The organism is Jiulongibacter sp. NS-SX5, from assembly GCF_052828545.1.
Genome location: NZ_CM128248.1, coordinates 862,411 through 879,784, shown reverse-complemented (window position 1 = coordinate 879,784; position 17,374 = coordinate 862,411). Strand labels below are relative to the sequence as shown.

The 17,374-nt window shown below is 38.9% G+C and carries 17 protein-coding genes; 10 read left to right on the top strand and 7 right to left on the bottom strand.

Annotated features, from left to right (window positions below; genetic code table 11):
* The first annotated feature begins 8 nt into the window (after positions 1–8).
* From ACUXV0_RS03955 to ACUXV0_RS03935, 5 genes are all read left to right on the top strand, one after another.
* Positions 9–551, top strand: a complete 543-nt coding sequence (locus ACUXV0_RS03955) for a pyridoxamine 5'-phosphate oxidase family protein (protein ID WP_446191765.1) — start codon at positions 9–11, stop codon at positions 549–551.
* A 56-nt stretch (positions 552–607) separates the two neighbouring features.
* Positions 608–1,603: an SO2930 family diheme c-type cytochrome gene (locus ACUXV0_RS03950; protein WP_446191764.1), complete on the top strand. Its 996-nt coding sequence runs from the start codon at positions 608–610 to the stop codon at positions 1,601–1,603.
* A gap of 110 nt (positions 1,604–1,713) precedes the next feature.
* The gene (locus ACUXV0_RS03945) at positions 1,714–2,787 is read left to right on the top strand and encodes a DUF3179 domain-containing (seleno)protein (RefSeq protein WP_446191763.1); all 1,074 of its coding nucleotides are present in this window, start codon (positions 1,714–1,716) and stop codon (positions 2,785–2,787) included.
* 69 nt (positions 2,788–2,856) lie between these two features.
* Positions 2,857–3,474: an inorganic pyrophosphatase gene (locus tag ACUXV0_RS03940; RefSeq protein WP_446191762.1), complete on the top strand. Its 618-nt coding sequence runs from the start codon at positions 2,857–2,859 to the stop codon at positions 3,472–3,474.
* 123 nt (positions 3,475–3,597) lie between these two features.
* Positions 3,598–4,536, top strand: a complete 939-nt coding sequence (locus tag ACUXV0_RS03935; RefSeq protein WP_446191761.1) for a polysaccharide deacetylase family protein — start codon at positions 3,598–3,600, stop codon at positions 4,534–4,536.
* Here the strand turns inward: ACUXV0_RS03935 and ACUXV0_RS03930 are convergent.
* The gene (locus ACUXV0_RS03930) at positions 4,533–5,528 is read right to left on the bottom strand and encodes an acyl-CoA reductase (protein ID WP_446191760.1); all 996 of its coding nucleotides are present in this window, start codon (positions 5,526–5,528) and stop codon (positions 4,533–4,535) included. The two genes, ACUXV0_RS03935 and ACUXV0_RS03930, sit on opposite strands and share 4 nt — an antisense overlap.
* A gap of 114 nt (positions 5,529–5,642) precedes the next feature.
* On the opposite strand from ACUXV0_RS03930, the gene ACUXV0_RS03925 reads away from it, so the two are divergent.
* Positions 5,643–5,993 (top strand): 4Fe-4S dicluster domain-containing protein, encoded by a 351-nt coding sequence (locus tag ACUXV0_RS03925; RefSeq protein ID WP_446191759.1) that lies wholly within the window; start codon positions 5,643–5,645, stop codon positions 5,991–5,993.
* Positions 5,994–6,397: 404 nt separating this feature from the next.
* Here ACUXV0_RS03925 and mtaB read toward each other — a convergent pair whose 3' ends face one another.
* The 3 genes from mtaB to ACUXV0_RS03910 form a co-directional block, all read right to left on the bottom strand.
* The gene (mtaB, locus tag ACUXV0_RS03920; protein WP_446191758.1) at positions 6,398–7,747 is read right to left on the bottom strand and encodes a tRNA (N(6)-L-threonylcarbamoyladenosine(37)-C(2))-methylthiotransferase MtaB; all 1,350 of its coding nucleotides are present in this window, start codon (positions 7,745–7,747) and stop codon (positions 6,398–6,400) included.
* A 97-nt stretch (positions 7,748–7,844) separates the two neighbouring features.
* The gene (locus ACUXV0_RS03915) at positions 7,845–8,870 is read right to left on the bottom strand and encodes a glutamine synthetase beta-grasp domain-containing protein (RefSeq protein ID WP_446191757.1); all 1,026 of its coding nucleotides are present in this window, start codon (positions 8,868–8,870) and stop codon (positions 7,845–7,847) included.
* Positions 8,871–9,034: 164 nt separating this feature from the next.
* Complete coding sequence (locus ACUXV0_RS03910) at positions 9,035–10,876, bottom strand: LTA synthase family protein (protein WP_446191756.1); 1,842 nt, start codon at positions 10,874–10,876, stop codon at positions 9,035–9,037.
* Positions 10,877–11,016: 140 nt separating this feature from the next.
* Between ACUXV0_RS03910 and ACUXV0_RS03905 the strand changes: the two genes are divergently transcribed.
* The 3 genes from ACUXV0_RS03905 to ACUXV0_RS03895 are packed head-to-tail and all read left to right on the top strand — an operon-like array spanning position 11,017 to position 12,906.
* A complete protein-coding gene (locus ACUXV0_RS03905; RefSeq protein ID WP_446191755.1) occupies positions 11,017–11,550 on the top strand; it encodes a hypothetical protein in 534 nt (177 codons plus the stop codon).
* Positions 11,551–12,237, top strand: coding sequence for a 16S rRNA (uracil(1498)-N(3))-methyltransferase (locus ACUXV0_RS03900; protein WP_446191754.1), 687 nt, complete (start codon positions 11,551–11,553; stop codon positions 12,235–12,237).
* A gap of 6 nt (positions 12,238–12,243) precedes the next feature.
* On the top strand, positions 12,244–12,906 hold the full coding sequence (locus tag ACUXV0_RS03895; protein WP_446191753.1) for a DUF4159 domain-containing protein: 663 nt from the start codon (positions 12,244–12,246) through the stop codon (positions 12,904–12,906).
* Positions 12,907–12,956: 50 nt separating this feature from the next.
* Here the strand turns inward: ACUXV0_RS03895 and ACUXV0_RS03890 are convergent, their stop codons facing one another.
* The 3 genes from ACUXV0_RS03890 to ACUXV0_RS03880 all read right to left on the bottom strand — a co-directional run bounded on the left by ACUXV0_RS03890 (position 12,957) and on the right by ACUXV0_RS03880 (position 16,005).
* The gene (locus ACUXV0_RS03890; protein ID WP_446191752.1) at positions 12,957–14,027 is read right to left on the bottom strand and encodes a M42 family metallopeptidase; all 1,071 of its coding nucleotides are present in this window, start codon (positions 14,025–14,027) and stop codon (positions 12,957–12,959) included.
* A gap of 110 nt (positions 14,028–14,137) precedes the next feature.
* Positions 14,138–14,626: a peptide-methionine (R)-S-oxide reductase MsrB gene (gene msrB / locus ACUXV0_RS03885; RefSeq protein ID WP_446191751.1), complete on the bottom strand. Its 489-nt coding sequence runs from the start codon at positions 14,624–14,626 to the stop codon at positions 14,138–14,140.
* A gap of 44 nt (positions 14,627–14,670) precedes the next feature.
* Positions 14,671–16,005, bottom strand: a complete 1,335-nt coding sequence (locus ACUXV0_RS03880) for an alkaline phosphatase D family protein (RefSeq protein WP_446191750.1) — start codon at positions 16,003–16,005, stop codon at positions 14,671–14,673.
* Positions 16,006–16,088: 83 nt separating this feature from the next.
* On the opposite strand from ACUXV0_RS03880, the gene lysA reads away from it, so the two are divergent.
* Entirely contained in the window at positions 16,089–17,327 is a 1,239-nt protein-coding gene (gene lysA / locus ACUXV0_RS03875) for a diaminopimelate decarboxylase (RefSeq protein ID WP_446191749.1), read from the top strand.
* Positions 17,328–17,374: the final 47 nt, after the last annotated feature.

Sequence of the window (17,374 nt, the reverse complement as noted above, 5' to 3'; positions counted from 1 at the left end):
ATTGACTTATGGCGAAAATAGTCCCAGAGATAAGCACGGAATTAAAGGAATTCATTGAGAAGCAGCCTGTTTTTTTCACAGGAACGGCTATGGCTGATGGTCGTGTGAATGTTTCTCCAAAAGGAAGAGATAGCCTTCGGGTACTCGACGGGGAAACAATAGTATGGAGGAATCTGACAGGTAGCGGCAATGAAACAGCCACTCATTTAGCTCATTTAAATCGCATTACGCTCATGTGGTGTGCTTTTGAGGGGAAACCGCTCATCTTAAGATGTTATGGATCAGCCCAGGTTCTTCATGTAAGAGATAAAGATTTTGATCATTATAATGCTCATTTTGAGGAGGACCCGGGAGCCCGACAAATATTCATAGTTAAGGTAGAAACTGTTCAGACCTCCTGTGGTTTTGCCGTACCATTCATGGATTTTAAGGAAGAACGCGATGTCCTGAATAAATGGTCTTCTGGAAAAGGTCAGGAGGGTATAAAAGACTATTGGGCCGAAAAGAATCAGAGAAGTATTGATGGCGTAGAAACAGGTATTTTTCAATAATGCTTACGATTTATTTTTTTCTATGGTGGCTGGCAAGTTTTGCTGAACCGCAATCTATGCCAAAAATGAAGCTTTCTGACTACGGCTTCTTTGAAGGTGCGATAGCCAAGCAAATACCAGGTAAAGACGTAAAACCATATTCTCTCAAAACTCCTCTGTTTACAGATTACGCAGAAAAATTAAGATTTGTCTATTTGCCTGACGGCAAAAAAGCAGAATACAATCCGAAAGAAGTTTTTGATTTTCCTAGAGGGAGTGCGTTGATCAAAACCTTTTATTATCCTGTAGATTTTAGAAAACCTCAAAAAGGTCGAAGATTGATAGAAACCAGGGTGCTTATTCATAAAGAAAAAGGATGGAAAGCATACCCTTATGTCTGGAATGAAGAGCAAACGGATGCTTTCTTAGAGGTGGCAGGTGAAACTACTGAGGTAAAGTATATCAATCTGGAAGGAAAGAAAAAGAAGCATGCCTACGCTGTTCCGAATGTAAACCAATGTAAAGGCTGTCATAACAGGAACGAGAACCTGAGCCCAATCGGCCCATCTGCAAGACAGTTAAATAGTCTGTTGGAAATGCCTTCTTATTTAGAACCTGAAGCCAGAGTAAAATATAATGAAGGAAATCAGCTAGATTTTTGGCTCAAGGTTGGCTTAGTTCACAATTTGCCTAAAAGTGGGGTGTATCCCGAAATTTCTGATTGGCAGAATGAAGATGTCTCACTGGAATCCAGAGCCCGAGCCTGGCTAGATATCAATTGTGCTCATTGTCATCGATTAGAGGGTCCTGCCAATACTTCAGGCCTGTTTTTGGATATTCACAATACAGATGAAACCAGCCTTGGCATTTTAAAATCTCCGGTGGCCACGGGTCGGGCATCGGGCGATTTGAAATATGATATCGTCCCGGGAGATGCAGACGCTTCCATTCTGATTAAACGCATCAGCTCTACTGACCCGGGAATTATGATGCCAGAGCTGGGCCGCAAAACTGTTCATGAAGAAAGCGTTCAACTGCTTCGAGATTGGATCAATCAAATGCCTACTCGTTAAATCTTTTCAATCGTTTTCTCAAAATTTGCCTGGTTTTTGCCTTAAGCTTCATGCTTATTGATAAAATAATCAATGTGCAAAACGAGTTTAAGAAATATCTATAAAACTGAATGAAGAGATACCTAATTTGCTGCTTTCTTATTGTGGGCTTAATCTCAAGCTGCAATAAAGAAACGATTACCGCTATAACACCAGAAGTAGAGTTACCAACTCCCGAAGAAGCGGAGAACTGGAATATACCGGTGGGTTTAATCAAAGATGCCGGCACCGGAAGAAATGGAATTATCAGTCTGGATGAGCCGGTAAAAATAACCACCGCTTCTGCGAACTACCTAGAAGATAGTGACTTGGTTATAGGATTAAAGTACGGGAATACAGTAGTGGCATATCCACACAAGATTTTAGATTACCACGAGATCGTCAATGATAAAATTGAAGATTTCGCCTTTGCTATAACTTATTCACCCTTATCGGGTTCTGCAGTACTTTTTGAGAGAAATCTTGCCAATATTGAAACCAATTTCAGGCACAGCGGCTTGGTCTATAATTCCAATGCCATTCTCTATGATGAGCTCACCAATTCTAATTGGTCGCAGATGCTCCAAAGGCCTGTTCAAGGTGATTTGAAGGATACTGAAACTACATTCTATCAAATTATAGAAACTAACTGGGCCAATTGGAAAAAATGGTATCCGAATAGTTTTGTTTTAGGCATTCCTGAGGTAGAAATACAACCTGATTATGAAATATCTCCATATGAGGAATACATACAGAATAGCGACTCACTTGCTTTTGAAGTCACTCGCACTTTTCCTGATATTCCTCTTAAAGAAAGAATCCTTGGAATTAAAGTAGGTGAGGAGACTGATTTCGTGAGGTTTGATGTTTTTGGTCAATTGAATGGACAGATCACCAGAACCATTGGTGGAGAAGAGATTTTCATTTTTGGTTCAGGAAAAGACAATTATCTGATGGCATATCATGCCAAAACCACTTCCGGAGAAGAAATAGTTTTTCGTAAGTCATTGCTTGGCACCGAGCCAGAATTATTATTTGAAGATGCTAAAGGTAATATCTGGGATATTTTCGGGAACTGTATCGAAGGTGATTTAGAAGGAGAACAATTGAAAAAGCCCTTCAGTATGATGACCTATTCTTTTGCCTGGGCTGCCTTTTATTCTTAAAAAATGGATTGATTTATAGCGAATGAAGGCGTGGTTTGTACCTTTGCGAAATAATTAAAAAAATTAATAATGAAACCCGTCTACAAGGCCCACCCATGGCACGGTATCTCCATCGGAGATCAGGTTCCGGAGATAGTAAATACATTTATAGAGATTGTTCCTTCTGATACCATCAAATATGAGGTTGATAAGGACACAGGTTATTTGAAAATTGACCGTCCACAGAAATACTCCAATATAGTACCTTCATTGTATGGGTTTATTCCTCAGACCTATTGTGGTAGAAGAGTTGCAGATTTGGCATTGGAAAATGGTGCTGATAAAGTAAAAATAGGTGATGGTGACCCTCTGGATATTTGTGTGTTGTCTTCTCACAATATTCCTCATGGTGATATATTGCTTCAAGCCAGACCTATTGGAGGATTGTGTTTGGTAGATGATTTGGAGGCAGATGATAAAATTATAGCGGTACTGGTAGGTGACCATATTTATGGCGAATATCAAGACCTGAAAGACATGCCACGTGACGTAGTTGAGCGTTTAAAGCATTACTTCTTAACGTACAAAAATTTACCGGATGAGCCTAAAAAGTGTGAAATCGCTTTTGAATATGGTAAAGAACATGCCGGTGAAGTGATTAAAAGTTCAACTGAAGATTACAGGGATTTGATTTTCAAACCGATGTAATTTGAGGCACTCTATTTAAGAAGTCCCGATGTATTCGTCGGGACTTTTTTATTTTAAAACCTGAAAATAATCTTGAAAAAGCTCCGTTTCCTTAACCTAACTCAAAACAAACTCAGCCGATCCATGAAATTGAATTTACTGGTATTCGCTTTTCTTTTGTCATGTCCTCTTTTTGCACAGCAAAAGAAAGTGTGCTTTAGTATAGATGATTTACCGGTAGTTAGTTACGGTGATAAAAGTCCCGAATTTCATCTCGATGTTACCAGAAGACTGGTCAAAAGTCTACAAGAATTAAATAACCCCGCTATTGGTTTTGTAAATGAGTTTAAACTGTATGATAAGGCGGGAAAAAATATCAAACCGTACCAGAAAGAGTGTTTGGAGATTTGGCTGGAAGCTGGCCTTGATTTAGGGAATCACACTTACAAACACAAGGATATCAATTCTACTCCTCTAACAATTTATACAGAGGAGATCATAAAAGGTGAAAAGGTTACTAAAGAGCTCTTGGCCCATTACGGCAAAGAAATGAAGTATTTCAGACATCCATACCTTCATGTAGGCGAGCGAAAAAGTTTGGCTGATTCTCTTGATCAGTTTTTGACATCTCATGGATATGAGGTACTACCCGTAACGATTGATAACGCCGACTACCTCTTTGCCGTAGCATATCACTACAGCGTTCAAAAGGGAGATACAGAAATGGCTCATAGAATAGGAGAGGACTATATTGATTATATGGAGGAGAAAGTTCTCTTTTATGAGCAACAGTCTCAAAAGCTCTTTGGTAGACAAATTCCTCAAACGTTACTCATACATGCCAGTCTCTTGAATGCCGATTACATGGCAAAATTGGGTCATGTGTTTATCAAGCATGGCTATGAGTTTGTAAGTGCCGAAGAAGTTCTCAAAGATCCTTCGTATCAAACTCCAGTTACAAAGTTTGGCCGCTATGGCATTTCCTGGATAGACCGTTGGGCTCTCTCGGTAGATAAATCGGACGATTTCTTTAAAGGTGAACCGGATACACCAGACTACATCAAAAACTTTAAAAGAGATTAGAGTTTTGCTAGGAAGTCCATCGTATTTACTCCATCAGCAAAATCCATAATGCCAGGAGTTTGGCTTTCACCAAAGTTTAGATGACCGCTCCCTACGATACATTGAATTTTACCCTCAAGCTCTGCAATCTTATCATTTAGTTCATTTTGGTCAGTGTATGTTTCATAAAACAAAACTGCCAATGGGCTTACCAGGTTTGGATCCTCTTTTAAAAGTAGAAACCCATTGTCATAATGATGGTCTCTATTTACCAGATAGATTGACTTATTATAGTCGTAGTTATTATTGTACTTATGATGAAGTTGGATGGTATTCCAATATTCAATAGACTCAAAAAGAGGTTCAAACTTATAATCTTTCGGTACGAAAACCTTAGAGACGTTGCGGCAGCCTAATCCAAAATACCTGAAGATATCATTTCCAAGATTTCGGAGATCTTCACCACTCTCATTACCGTTCAAAATAGCAATTGAAGTCCTGTTTTTACGAATAATGCTCGGTTTTTGACCAAAATAATAGTCGAAATATCTGGAAGAATTATCACTTCCTGTAGCGATGTATGCGTCCGCGTCTTTTATCCTTTCAACGATGTGTAACTTTTCTTTAAATGATGGTTCAATTTCAGTCAACTTACTTAATAAGCTGATCATCAAAATTTTATCATTGCTACTCAGTTTTAAAAGAGCCTCATGACCAGACAATAAAACGCAAAGCACATCATGAAAGCCAACCAATGGGATGTTGCCAGCAGCTACAATTCCGATCTTCTTAGGTTCGGTAATGTCAACACCATCGGCGAGTTTCTCAAGAGCATCTTTTTGAAGAAATTGTGAGGCTATAGCATGTATTGAAAGCTCTACATTATCTTCTGTAAACCAGCCGTTTTCGTTCTTGGCCCTTCTGGCCCATGATTTAATCTCATCTTGGTTTTCAGGAGCTAATAAATAAGATCCAAGCTTACTAAATTGAATTATTCTGTGCTCTAATGTCATTATTTCGGCGTCTCTTTTCCTTTTTTGATCTACGGCTCAAAAATACTAAGCCTTTGAAACTTTGCAGTCTTATATTTGTTGTTTCTTTGAACAACCAACAAGACCAGTAGACTAATGGCAATTATTATAACAGACGAATGTATCAACTGTGGAGCCTGCGAGCCAGAGTGCCCAAACACAGCTATATATGAGGGAGGAGTAGAATGGACCTGGGCAGATGGAACAGAACTAAAAGAGGTTGATTTCGGTGATGGAACCGTAATAGATGCTAATGACGATCAGGAACCGGTTTCAGACGAATTCTATTATATCGTTTCAGATAAATGTACCGAATGTGAAGGTTTTCATGAAGAACCGCAGTGTGCCGCTGTATGTCCGGTAGACTGTTGTGTACCAGATCCGGATAATGAAGAAGATCAGGAAACACTTCTGGCTAAAAAAGCCTGGCTACACGCAGAAGGTTAAAATTTCAACATTTTGAAAATAGAAAAAGCCCCGATTATTCGGGGCTTTTTTATTGGATAAATCAGATGTAAATATTGCCAAACTAGATATTGTCAGAATAATAAACTTTTCGCTTTTTTTGTATTATTTCAATAAACTACTTAGAAAAACCAAGTAATTGATCGGTTTGTCTACTTCAGATTAGGTTAGAAGTCATCTAATACCTTACATTTACTTCTGTTAACGATTTGAATAAGTTAATTATAAAATATTGAGTTTGAGTAATATCTCAAACGAAAATTTTGTTAGGTAAAGGTTAGGTGTTTGACAAAAGCACAATTAATTGTGGTTTTGTTGTACTCAAAAAAAAGTAAACTACTCTCCACCTGGGGAGTAGTTTCTTACTTTACGGGGGGGATAGAAATTTACTGATGCATGAGGGTATGACTTAGAACTTCGTCAACCTCTTTTACTTCAATGGCACCATTTTCATTAAACTCTTCGAGGGTAATCATCATAGTGGTGTTGATTCTCAAAGGATCATATTTGGCACTTACTCGCACATAGTTTTCGGTCCAGCCATGCATTTTGCCTTCTGAGATGTCCTCTTCCCACAATACATTTTTTTCTCGCCCTAACTGAGAATCATAAAATGCTCTTTTCTTCTTATCAGACAAGATATGAAGCATTTTAGAGCGAGTACTCTTGTCTTTCTTACTCACTTTAGGGTGTATATCTACCGCTTCTGTATTCGGCCTTTCTGAGTAGCTAAAAACATGTAGATAGCTTATGTCAAGCTCATTTAAAAATTGGTATGTCTCCAGAAAGCGGTCTTCTGTTTCTCCAGGATGACCCACAATAACATCAACCCCAATACAGCAATCGGGCATGACTTCTTTGATTTTATTGACACGATCAATATAAAGATCTCGCTTATATCGTCTTTTCATTAGACGAAGCACCTCAGGACTGCCGCTTTGTAGAGGAATATGAAAATGGGGTACAAAGCGTTTAGATTGAGCTACGAATTCAATAATATCATTACTCAAAAGGTTAGGCTCAATACTCGAAATTCTAAACCTTTCAATACCTTCTACTTGATCCAAGGCCATGCATAAATCAAGGAAACGGGTTTTTCTTTCTCCATTGATAAGGCCAAAGTCACCAATATTAACTCCGGTCAGAACTATTTCCTTTACTCCTTGCTCAGCAATCTCCTCTGCGGCTTTAATAATATTCTCAATAGTATCTGAACGACTCTTTCCTCTTGCTAACGGAATAGTACAATAAGTACATGGGTAATCGCAGCCGTCTTGTACTTTCAGAAAAGTACGTGTACGGTCATTTAAAGAGTAGGAGGTGTGGTAGTCTAGTTTCTGCTCAATACTGCCGGCGTAAACCTTCTCCTCGGCTGGTTTTTCAACAGGTTCTTTCTTAAAATCGTCAATGAGGTCAAGAAGTCTGAATTTTTCTGCAGCTCCTAAAACCGCATCTACTCCTGGTATTTCAGCGATTTCCTTTGGTTTTAGCTGAGCATAGCATCCAAGGATAGTTACAAAACCATTCGGATTGATCGCCTGAGCCTCTCTGACTATTTTTCTACACTTTTTGTCAGCATTATCGGTAACCGAACAGGTATTGATAATAAAAATATCAGGAGCTTCATTGAACTCTACCTTCTGATATCCCTTGTCCTGAAACATTCTACCTATAGTAGAAGTCTCAGAATAGTTCAATTTACAGCCAAGTGTATAAAATGCGACTTTCTTGCTCATACAGGCTGCAAAGTTACTAAAAATCAATCGAATGTGGGGCAATAAAAAAGCCTTCACAGAATTGTGAAGGCTTTCTCTATATCAAATGCAGTGTTTCTTAAACGTCTGCAGTTTTTACAGTTTTGATGATACGAGCAGCTACTTTATAAGGATCTGCCGCTGAGTTTGGTCTTCTGTCTTCTAACCAACCTTTCCAGCCTTTCTGTACAGCTGCGATTGGAATACGGATAGAAGCACCTCTATCAGACACACCGTAAGAGAACTGATCGATAGACTGAGTCTCATGCTGACCAGTTAGACGTAGGTGGTTATCTGGACCGTAAACAGCGATGTGCTCTTTAACGAATGGCTCAAAAGACTGACAGATTTTGTCGTAAACTTCTTTGTTACCAGCAGTTCTAAGTGCAGTGTTAGAGAAGTTAGCGTGCATTCCAGAACCGTTCCAGTCAGTTTCACCAAGTGGCTTACAGTGGTAGTTCACCCATACACCGTATTTCTCACAAATTCTTTCCAACATGTAACGAGCAACCCAGATTTGGTCACCAGCTTCTGCAGCACCTTTAGCGAAAATTTGGAATTCCCACTGGCCAGCAGCTACCTCAGCGTTGATACCTTCAATGTTTAAGCCAGCCTGGATACAGTACTCTAAATGCTCTTCAATGATCTCTCTACCGTAAGCGTTTCTCGCTCCTACAGAACAGTAGTAAGGTCCTTGTGGTCTTGGGTATCCGTTAGCCGGGAAACCTAGTGGAAGGTTTGTTTCAGGATCATATAGGAAGTACTCCTGCTCAAAACCAAACCAGAAATCGTTATCATCATCATCGATAGTAGCACGACCGTTTGATTCGTGAGCGTTACCCGCTGCATCCAGAACTTCACACATTACAAAATATGCTGGAGTTCCTAGCTTAGAACGCTCAGGATCCGGACAAATAAATACAGGTTTTAGCTGACAGTCAGAAGAACCACCAGAGGCTTGCTCTGTAGACGATCCGTCAAAAGACCAGATGTCACAATCTTCCAGCTTACCGCTAAAATCATTTTCAATTTTTGTTTTGCTTCTTAGGCTTTGAACAGGCTTATAGCCATCAAGCCAAATGTACTCAAGTTTTGCTTTTGCCATGATGATGTTTACGTATTAATAAAATTGATTATCCTAAAATTTGATAGCAAATATATATTAATCTTCCATACATAATTGTCCTAAATGGCTTTTTGGTAGATTTTTATTCTATATTATTGAAATAGTGCAATTGTCTATTGGCAAGTTGAATAAACGGCCTCATTTTACTTATCTAAGTAGTCTTGAAAATACTTTTGTTGTAAAGATTTTGATTTATTCAGGTCGTCGTTTGAGACATTGCCCGAAATATTAATTTCCTTTTTGCCAATATTATCAAATAATATTTCGATGTCATTTTTTACGTATCCAAAGCCGTCATTGAAAGAGAAAAAGGCCCATGAAGGTAATATGGTTCTAAACATATCTTTGCTCCATTGATATGCTTGTGAATTCATTTGAAGAATATTTAGTAAAGACTTAGCAATATCATTCTGAGATACTACATCATCGACAACTGTACTATTTTTTACCGCTCCACCGGTCCATAACAGAGGAATTCTAAATGACTCAGATTTGGAATTGGTTTCCGGTAATCGATGTCCGTGATCTCCTACAACGATCACAATAGAGTTTTGCCACCATGGTTGTGTTTTGGCTGAGTCTATAAATCTACCGAATTCCTGATCAGTGTAATACAATGAATTGAGGTATAAATTTTGTTCATCTGAACCTTCAAAAATGGTGGAGTCTAAGGGTACATCAAAAGGCTCATGACTGCTTATGGTTAAAAGTGTACTGAAAAATGGGCTTTTTCGGGCAGACTGATGGTCAGCAAGGAATTTATCAAAGATGAGCTCATCATGAACGCCCCATTTAGTGTCTGACTGTTCTTCAGAGAAATTATCAAGGTCAATGATATTCTCAAAATCTGCGGTTAGGAGATAAGATTTGATATTAGCAAACTCTGTTTCTCCTCCATAATAGAATTCAGAGTTGTATCCTCTATTCTGAAAGTCCTTCGAGAGAATAGGAAGTTTCTGAGTTTTTGAGGGTTCTTTAATAATGGAGTAGGTCGGTTGAGCTGGGTAACCGCTCAAAACAGAGACAATGCCTTTATCTGTTCTGTCTCCAGAGGCGTAGGCATTTGAAAAGTAAACGCCCTCTTTTTTAAGTCTGTTGAAGTAAGGAGTAACGTATTTACCATCGAACTTCTCGTCTACCACCTTTTCTGTGAAGCTTTCCCAGATTAGTACAAGTACATTCGGATTTTCAACCTCCGGCTTGAGGATATTGTATTTCTTCCCTTGCTCCAGATAAAGCTCGTTAAGGTTTTTTTCTATTTCCTCTTTAGGAAGATAAGTATATGGGTTAACCTTATTATAGGTCTTATTGACCAGTGAGCTAAAGAAGTTCCAACAAGCATTGACAGCTGAGATATTTGCAAAGTTATTACTAGAAAAGTACACCGTACTTTGGTTCATCGGGGCTATCCCGATACCCCCTCTTATTGGAATGATTAGAGCGAGGGTCAATAAGAAAGCCCACGGTATGAATCGCCATTTCTTCGTAAAATTCCAGCTATTCATCTTATTTGCGATAATCCTGTACACGAAATAACTAGCCACAATTAGCAATAAAATATAGCTAATCAATAATCTCAAAACAGGCGACGAACTAACAGAGGCCCAGGCCTCCTTCGGGGTATTTAAGTAATTCAGAGGAGTAGCATCTAGTCGGTAGTCCCATACATTGAAGACCTCCAGGTCAACAACAATGATTAACGTGAGAACGAAAACCATGACCAAAGTGTAACCGAAAAGACTGCTCTCAAAAATGCTTTTTTTGATGAAGTTTGAAAACGTAATCCAGATAAAAGGAATGATGGACAGGTAGCCCGCCATAGACATATCCATTCTGATTCCATTCCAGAAAACTCCCGCTAGTGTTTCCAACGTTAGTAATTTCGTTTGATCTATATGATAAACCAGGAAAACGAATCGGGCACATAAAAAATACACGACCCAGAATCCGAAATAGATAAACAAGAACTGAATGCGTTCTCTCATATAGGGTTTTCAAGTTTATTGAACTTCAAAGATAGAAATTGTCCCTGAAAGCCATAAAGTTCTTCAAGTCTTAAAAGGCTAGGATCAAAAGCCTAATTATTGGAAATAAGCGTAAGTTTGCACATCATAAAAAGCAGTTCATGAGTAAAAATCCAGGGTACGACCAAGTAGAAATCGATAAACTGAAACAAGAAATTGAAGCGGAAGGGCAAAATTATGTTCTGGTAGAAGATGAAATGGACCTAACCGATAGTGGTGAATATGTTCAGTTTCAATTTGTTGGGAAGGCGGATGACAATGAGGTCATATACGATGCTGCACTTTTCACTTTAGAACTGCATTATCAAAGCCAGCTTCTGGAAATGGCGGAGCAAAAGGTAGCTAAACTACATAAAGGTTTTTTGCCAATTGGAGAGCGAAATCCGGGTTATAAGGCTAAACCTGAGATTGATGAGCTGGTACAGGAGTTTATTGAGGAGATTGAAGAAGAAGATGCATTAAAGGTCTCAGAATTTATTGAGATTGATACTGATTTCGAATTTGGCATTGGGCTTGAAGTTGCACTCAATGTTGAAGAGATCACACCGAAAGTTATTGAGAAGTTTATCAAAGACTTTAATTCAGGTCAATTCAAGCCAGACACTAATCTATTCAGTTTCAAAGAAGAAGCTTAAATGCAGCTGTTTTACCAAAAAGACTTTAGGGAAAAGGGTCATCTTGACGAGGTAGATTCTAAACACTGTGCCAAGGTGTTAAGAAAGTCTAATGGTGATGTTATTTGGGTAACCGATGGTGCCGGAGGGCTTTTTGAATGTGAAATTATTGATCATCATCCTAAAAAAGTAAAGCTCAAAGTTCTTTCGGAACAGCATCAAACTGCACGTGCCGAGCGTAGAGTACACCTGGTTATAGCTCCAACTAAAAACATCGACCGAATGACCTATTTGGTTGAAAAGGCTACAGAAATCGGTATTGATGAGATCAGTTTTATTCAAACAACCAATTCTGAAAGGAAAGTCATCAAAACGGATAGAATAGAACGAGTGGCTATTTCAGCAATGAAACAGTCTTTGAAGTCTTTTTTACCTACTATCAATGATTTACAGTCTTTGGGCGATTTCATTGATTCAGTAAACGAGGCTCAGAAGTACATTTGCCATTTGGATGAATCTTCTGTACCACTAGCAAAGGAAAACCTAGAAAACGATGTATGCTTCTTAGTAGGTCCTGAAGGGGATTTTACTGAAGAGGAACTAAAATTGGCATTTGATGCAGGTTTTAAGCAAGTTAGCTTGGGTGAAAGTCGTTTAAGAACAGAGACGGCGGGCTTGGTGGCCGTGACTTTAATGAATTTAATATAAGCCAAAATGAAGAAACTCTTAGGTTTACTAATTCTCGCACTTATCAGTTTTAGCTCTTATTCTCAAGGGTATTCTATAAAAATAGCCAAACTAAAATATGGTGGAGGGGGAGACTGGTATGCCAATAAAACAGCATTACCGAACCTCATTGATTACTGCAATAAGAATCTGCTGACTAATATTTTTCCCGAAGAGGATATTGTAGAAGTAGGTAGTCCTGAGTTATTCCAGTATCCATTTTTATACATGACAGGTCATGGAAATGTGGTTTTCACAGAAAGTGAAGCTGCTAACTTGAGAAAATACTTATTAGCTGGCGGATTCCTTCATGTAGATGATAATTATGGCTTGAGAAAATTCATTGAACGAGAAATGAAGAAGGTTTTGCCAGAGGCCAATTTTGTAGAATTACCTTTTTCTCACCCTATTTACCACCAGCGATACGAGTTTGCCAATGGACTGCCTAAAATTCATGAACACGATAATAAGCCGCCACAAGGTTTTGGTTTATTTCATGAAGGAAGAATGGTCTGTTTTTTCAGTTTTGAGTCTGATTTAGGCAATGGTTGGGAGGATCAAAGTGTATATGGCGACCCCGAATCTGTCAGACAAAAAGCTCTTCAGATGGGAGCGAATATTTTGATCTTTGCATTTAGCACATATCAATAAAAAAAGCGGCTCCTTTTCAGAAGCCGCCCAAAATTCTCGCTATAGTTTTCTTATTTGATGTATCTGAAGTCCTGTCCGCTTTCTAGCTTTTGGAGCACTTCATAATATAAGTCGATACACGACTGTACATCTTCTTTTGCACAGGTCTCTACCGTCGTATGCATATATTTCAATGGCAAAGAGATCAATGCTGAAGGAACACCATCTGCAGAGTAAGCAAATGCATCTGTGTCAGTTCCTGTAGATCTGCTGGCTGCCTGTAACTGTACCGGAATTGATTTTTCTTCAGCCGTATCCATGATAAAGTGCAAAAGGTTATTTTGAACTGCCGGACCATAAGTCAATGCAGGGCCTTTGCCACAAGATGTATCTCCAGACTTCTTTTTATCGTACATCGGAGATTGTGTATCATGTGTTACGTCAGTAATGATTGCCACATCTGGCTTCAGTCTTCTTGAGATCATTTCGGCACCTCTCAGACCTATTTCTTCCTGAACAGCATTCACCACATACAGCGTAAACGGAAGCTCTACCTTATTTTCTTTGAGTTTACGAGCCACCTCCGCGATGATATACCCGCCCATTCTGTTATCAAGAGCTCTGCCGGTGTAGTATTTTCCGTTAAGTTCTGTTAAACCATCCTCAAAAGTCACTACCGTACCTACAGTAATCCCCATTTCTTTCACTTCGTCGGCTGAGCTGGCTCCAACGTCTATGAAGATATTATCTAGAGAAGGAGCAGCTTCTTTAGTTCTGCTTCTCACGTGAATAGCCGGCCAACCAAACACCCCTTTAACCACGCCATTTTTACGAGTATGAAGGTTTACTCGCATTGAAGGAGCTATCTGATGATCTGAACCTCCGTTTCTAATAACGTAGATATAACCCTCAGGAGTGATGTAGTTCACAAACCACGCAATTTCATCAGCATGAGCTTCAATAGCCACGCTGTAATCTTTTCCTGGATTAATCACTCCAACGGCAGTACCATATGGGTCAATGATGGTCTCATCTATGAAAGGTTTAATATAATCTAACCAAATCTGCTGACCTGGGTATTCAAAACCCGTAGGTGAAGCATTATTAAGGTATTTGTAAAGAAATTCTATGTTTTTATCCATTTGTGATTTATACGTTTGAAGCAAAATTAGAATTAAATCTGCTTAAAAAAATGACTGTAAACAAAAAGAGGGTAGAATTACATCTACCCTCAGTTTTATGGCTTAAAGATCTAATTCTTAACAAAGTCTAAACTTGCCGAATTCATGCAATATCTGAGTCCGGTTGGTTTGGGTCCATCATTGAAAACATGCCCTAAATGAGCATCACAACGAGCACAAACCACTTCTTCTCTTACCATGCCTAAAGAATAATCTTTGTTGATTTTGACATTACATGGGTCTATTGGTGCCCAGTAAGAAGGCCAGCCCGTCCCTGATTTAAATTTCGTTTCTGAGTCAAACAAAGGAAGACCACAGCCTATACATGTGTAGGTACCTTTCTTTTTGTTGTCCCAATAAATTCCGGTGAATGCTCTTTCTGTTCCTTCCTGGCGAGTCACTCGATACTGAAGGTCAGTTAATTGAGCTTTCCATTCTGCATCTGTTTTGACTACTTTCTCAATATCACAGTCCTCATGTTCGCTTACTGTAGACTTCTGAGCATTAGAATTACAGCCTGATATAGCTACTACCAGAAGTATTATTAGTGTTCTTATCATAGATTCTTTTTTGTTTTATCTACGAGTTGCAAGCTAAGAAAGTTCTAATTTCTAGGTTTTCTGAGGTCCCTGGCGTTGATAGAGTAATCCCAGCGTTCTTTACCAGTATTATCGATTACCTTGATTTTTAACTCACGATCTGTTCTTGGCCCACTAACTTCAAAAATCCCAAAATTTTGAAGGTCTTCAACGATAGTTCCTTTGATCAGGTCAGGAGTCTCTCGCTCATGATCCATTGGCTTTGCCATACCGCTTGTTAGTGCAGAAATGGTGATGTCATATAAAGGATATGTACCTTCTCTATCCAGTTTTCTTAGGGCAGAGTGATGTCTGTCACCTGTCAGAAAAACTACTCCACTGATATTATTGGCCGTAATTCTGTCAATAAGCTTTTGTCTTTCCTCCGGGAAAGTCGCCATATTCTCAAAATCAGCACTTGGGTTAATCACTTGTCCGCCAGCTACCACAAACTTAAAGGGTGCTCTGCTCATAGCCAGTGCGTCAATCAGCCAGTCAATTTGTTTATCCCCAAAGTAATCTTTTTGACCTTCTTTTAAATAGTTAGGAGCACGGTACCAGCGATCATCTAAAATAAAAAATTGAGCATCTTGCCAGAAAAAAGTACCGGTTACTGCTTCATCTTCAAAGATATAGTTTGGATTTGCCCAGTTATCCTTGAAAGCCTCTAGTGCCCATTTTTTACCCCAGTAGCTTCTATCAGCATCATTTGGGCCGTAATCGTGGTCATCCCAGGTTGCATAGTGATGTGTATTGGCAAAAAGTCGTTGAAGTTCAGGTTGTCTTTTGAAGTCAATATATCTCTTATAAATACCACTGCGTGTATTCCAGTCCACTTCTCTGAGGTAAATATTATCACCTCCCCATACCATTAGGTCAGGAGACTGTTCATAAATCTTATTGAAAATATCGTAGGTATAGCCATAAGGTTTGCCCGGACGGTCAAATTCAGGCTCATTGGTGTAAACACAGCTTCCGAAAGCAAATTTGAAAGCCGGCGGGTCTGTTCTGTATTGCCAAAGCGTTTGTGTTTGAAACTCCAATGGGTAGTCAAATGACTGTTTTTTTCCATTCAGTACAAGCTCGTATTCGTAAACTTTACCAGGTAGCACCTCATCCAAGATAACTTTGGCGGTGTAAAAATTGTCTTTCTGTGTAATTATTGGAGTACTGCTCATTTTTTCATTTGAGCCTTTCTCCCAGTAATTATACTTTACCACAGCCTGTTCTTTGGTTTGTACCCAAATCATTACTTCCCTCATCTCGGAGTAGCCAAGCATTGGCCCTGCCAATAATTGAGCAAAGGACGAGTAGCTTAAAATAGTTAGAATGTATGCAGTAAATAGTCGTTTTTGAAGCATTAAGATTTCGTTTATTCCTCAAATATAGGTTTTGAAAAAGGCAGCAATCCATATCTTTGCCGAAATTTAACATTAAGGAAATCTTGTTACGCAAAGAAGGGAATACCTATTTTATTCAAAATCAGCCTGTTTCGGCTCTTGTAGAGCAGTTTGGTTCACCATTATATGTTTATGACGGTCAAAAAATAGAGTCGCAAATTAACTCTATGAAAGAGGCTTTCAGTGCTGTAGATGTGAAATTGAAATTTGCTTGTAAAGCATTGACCAATATGAGTATCGTAAAATTGATGCTTAAAAATGGGGTTGATATTGATGCTGTATCAATTGAAGAAATTAAACTAGCCTTAAGAGTAGGCTATAAACCTTCGCAAATTCAATATACTCCATCTGGTGTGGCTTTTTCTGAGATTGAAGAGGCTGTTAGTTTGGGGATCAGGTTGAATATTGATAGCCTTCAGCTGTTAGAAAAAGTAGGGGAGACCTACGGAAATTCATTACCTGTGGCCATTCGGTTGAACCCATCTATTATGGCAGGTGGAAATCTGAAAATCTCCACGGGACATGCAGATTCTAAATTTGGAATCCCTATTGAATATATTGACCAGGTTTTAGCTTTGGTAAATCAATATGATTTAAGAATTGTGGGGCTCCATCAGCATAATGGCTCTGACTTTAAGGATGGCTCTGTGATTGTGAAGGCTATGAAAAAGTCTATTGAGCTGGCAGAAAAGCATTTCCCGAATCTTGAATTCATTGATATGGGATCTGGCTTTAAAGTAGCTTATCATGAAGATGATCACATCACTGAGATTCATGAACTGGCCAAAGAAGTTGTAGCGGAATTTGCTTATTTTCAGGAGAGATATGGAAAGAAAGTACAGCTTTGGTTTGAGCCAGGCAAGTATTTGGTGAGTGAATCAGGTACGTTTCTGATGACCTGTAATGTTGTGAAGCATAATCCGGGTAGAAACTTTGTTCATGTAGATAGTGGCTTAAATCACCTCATCAGACCAATGATGTATGACGCTTTTCAGGAGATCGTCAATTGTACTCCAGATACTGAGGAAACCGAAAAGTATGATGTGGTAGGTTATATCTGCGAAACCGATACTTTAGGAAAAGACAGAGAGCTACCAAAAGTTAAACCAGGTGATATCATAGCCATGAAAAATGCAGGGGCATACTGCTTTAGCATGTCTTCAAATTATAATTCAAGAGTCAGACCGGCTGAGGTTTTGGTTTATAATGGGAGGGCTCATCTTATTAGAGAAAGAGAAAGCATTGAAGACATTTACCGTCATCAGATTGAAGTGAGTTTTTAAAACGGATCTAAAATCTCAGGAAAAAGCTGCCTGAAAAGAGTAGTCTT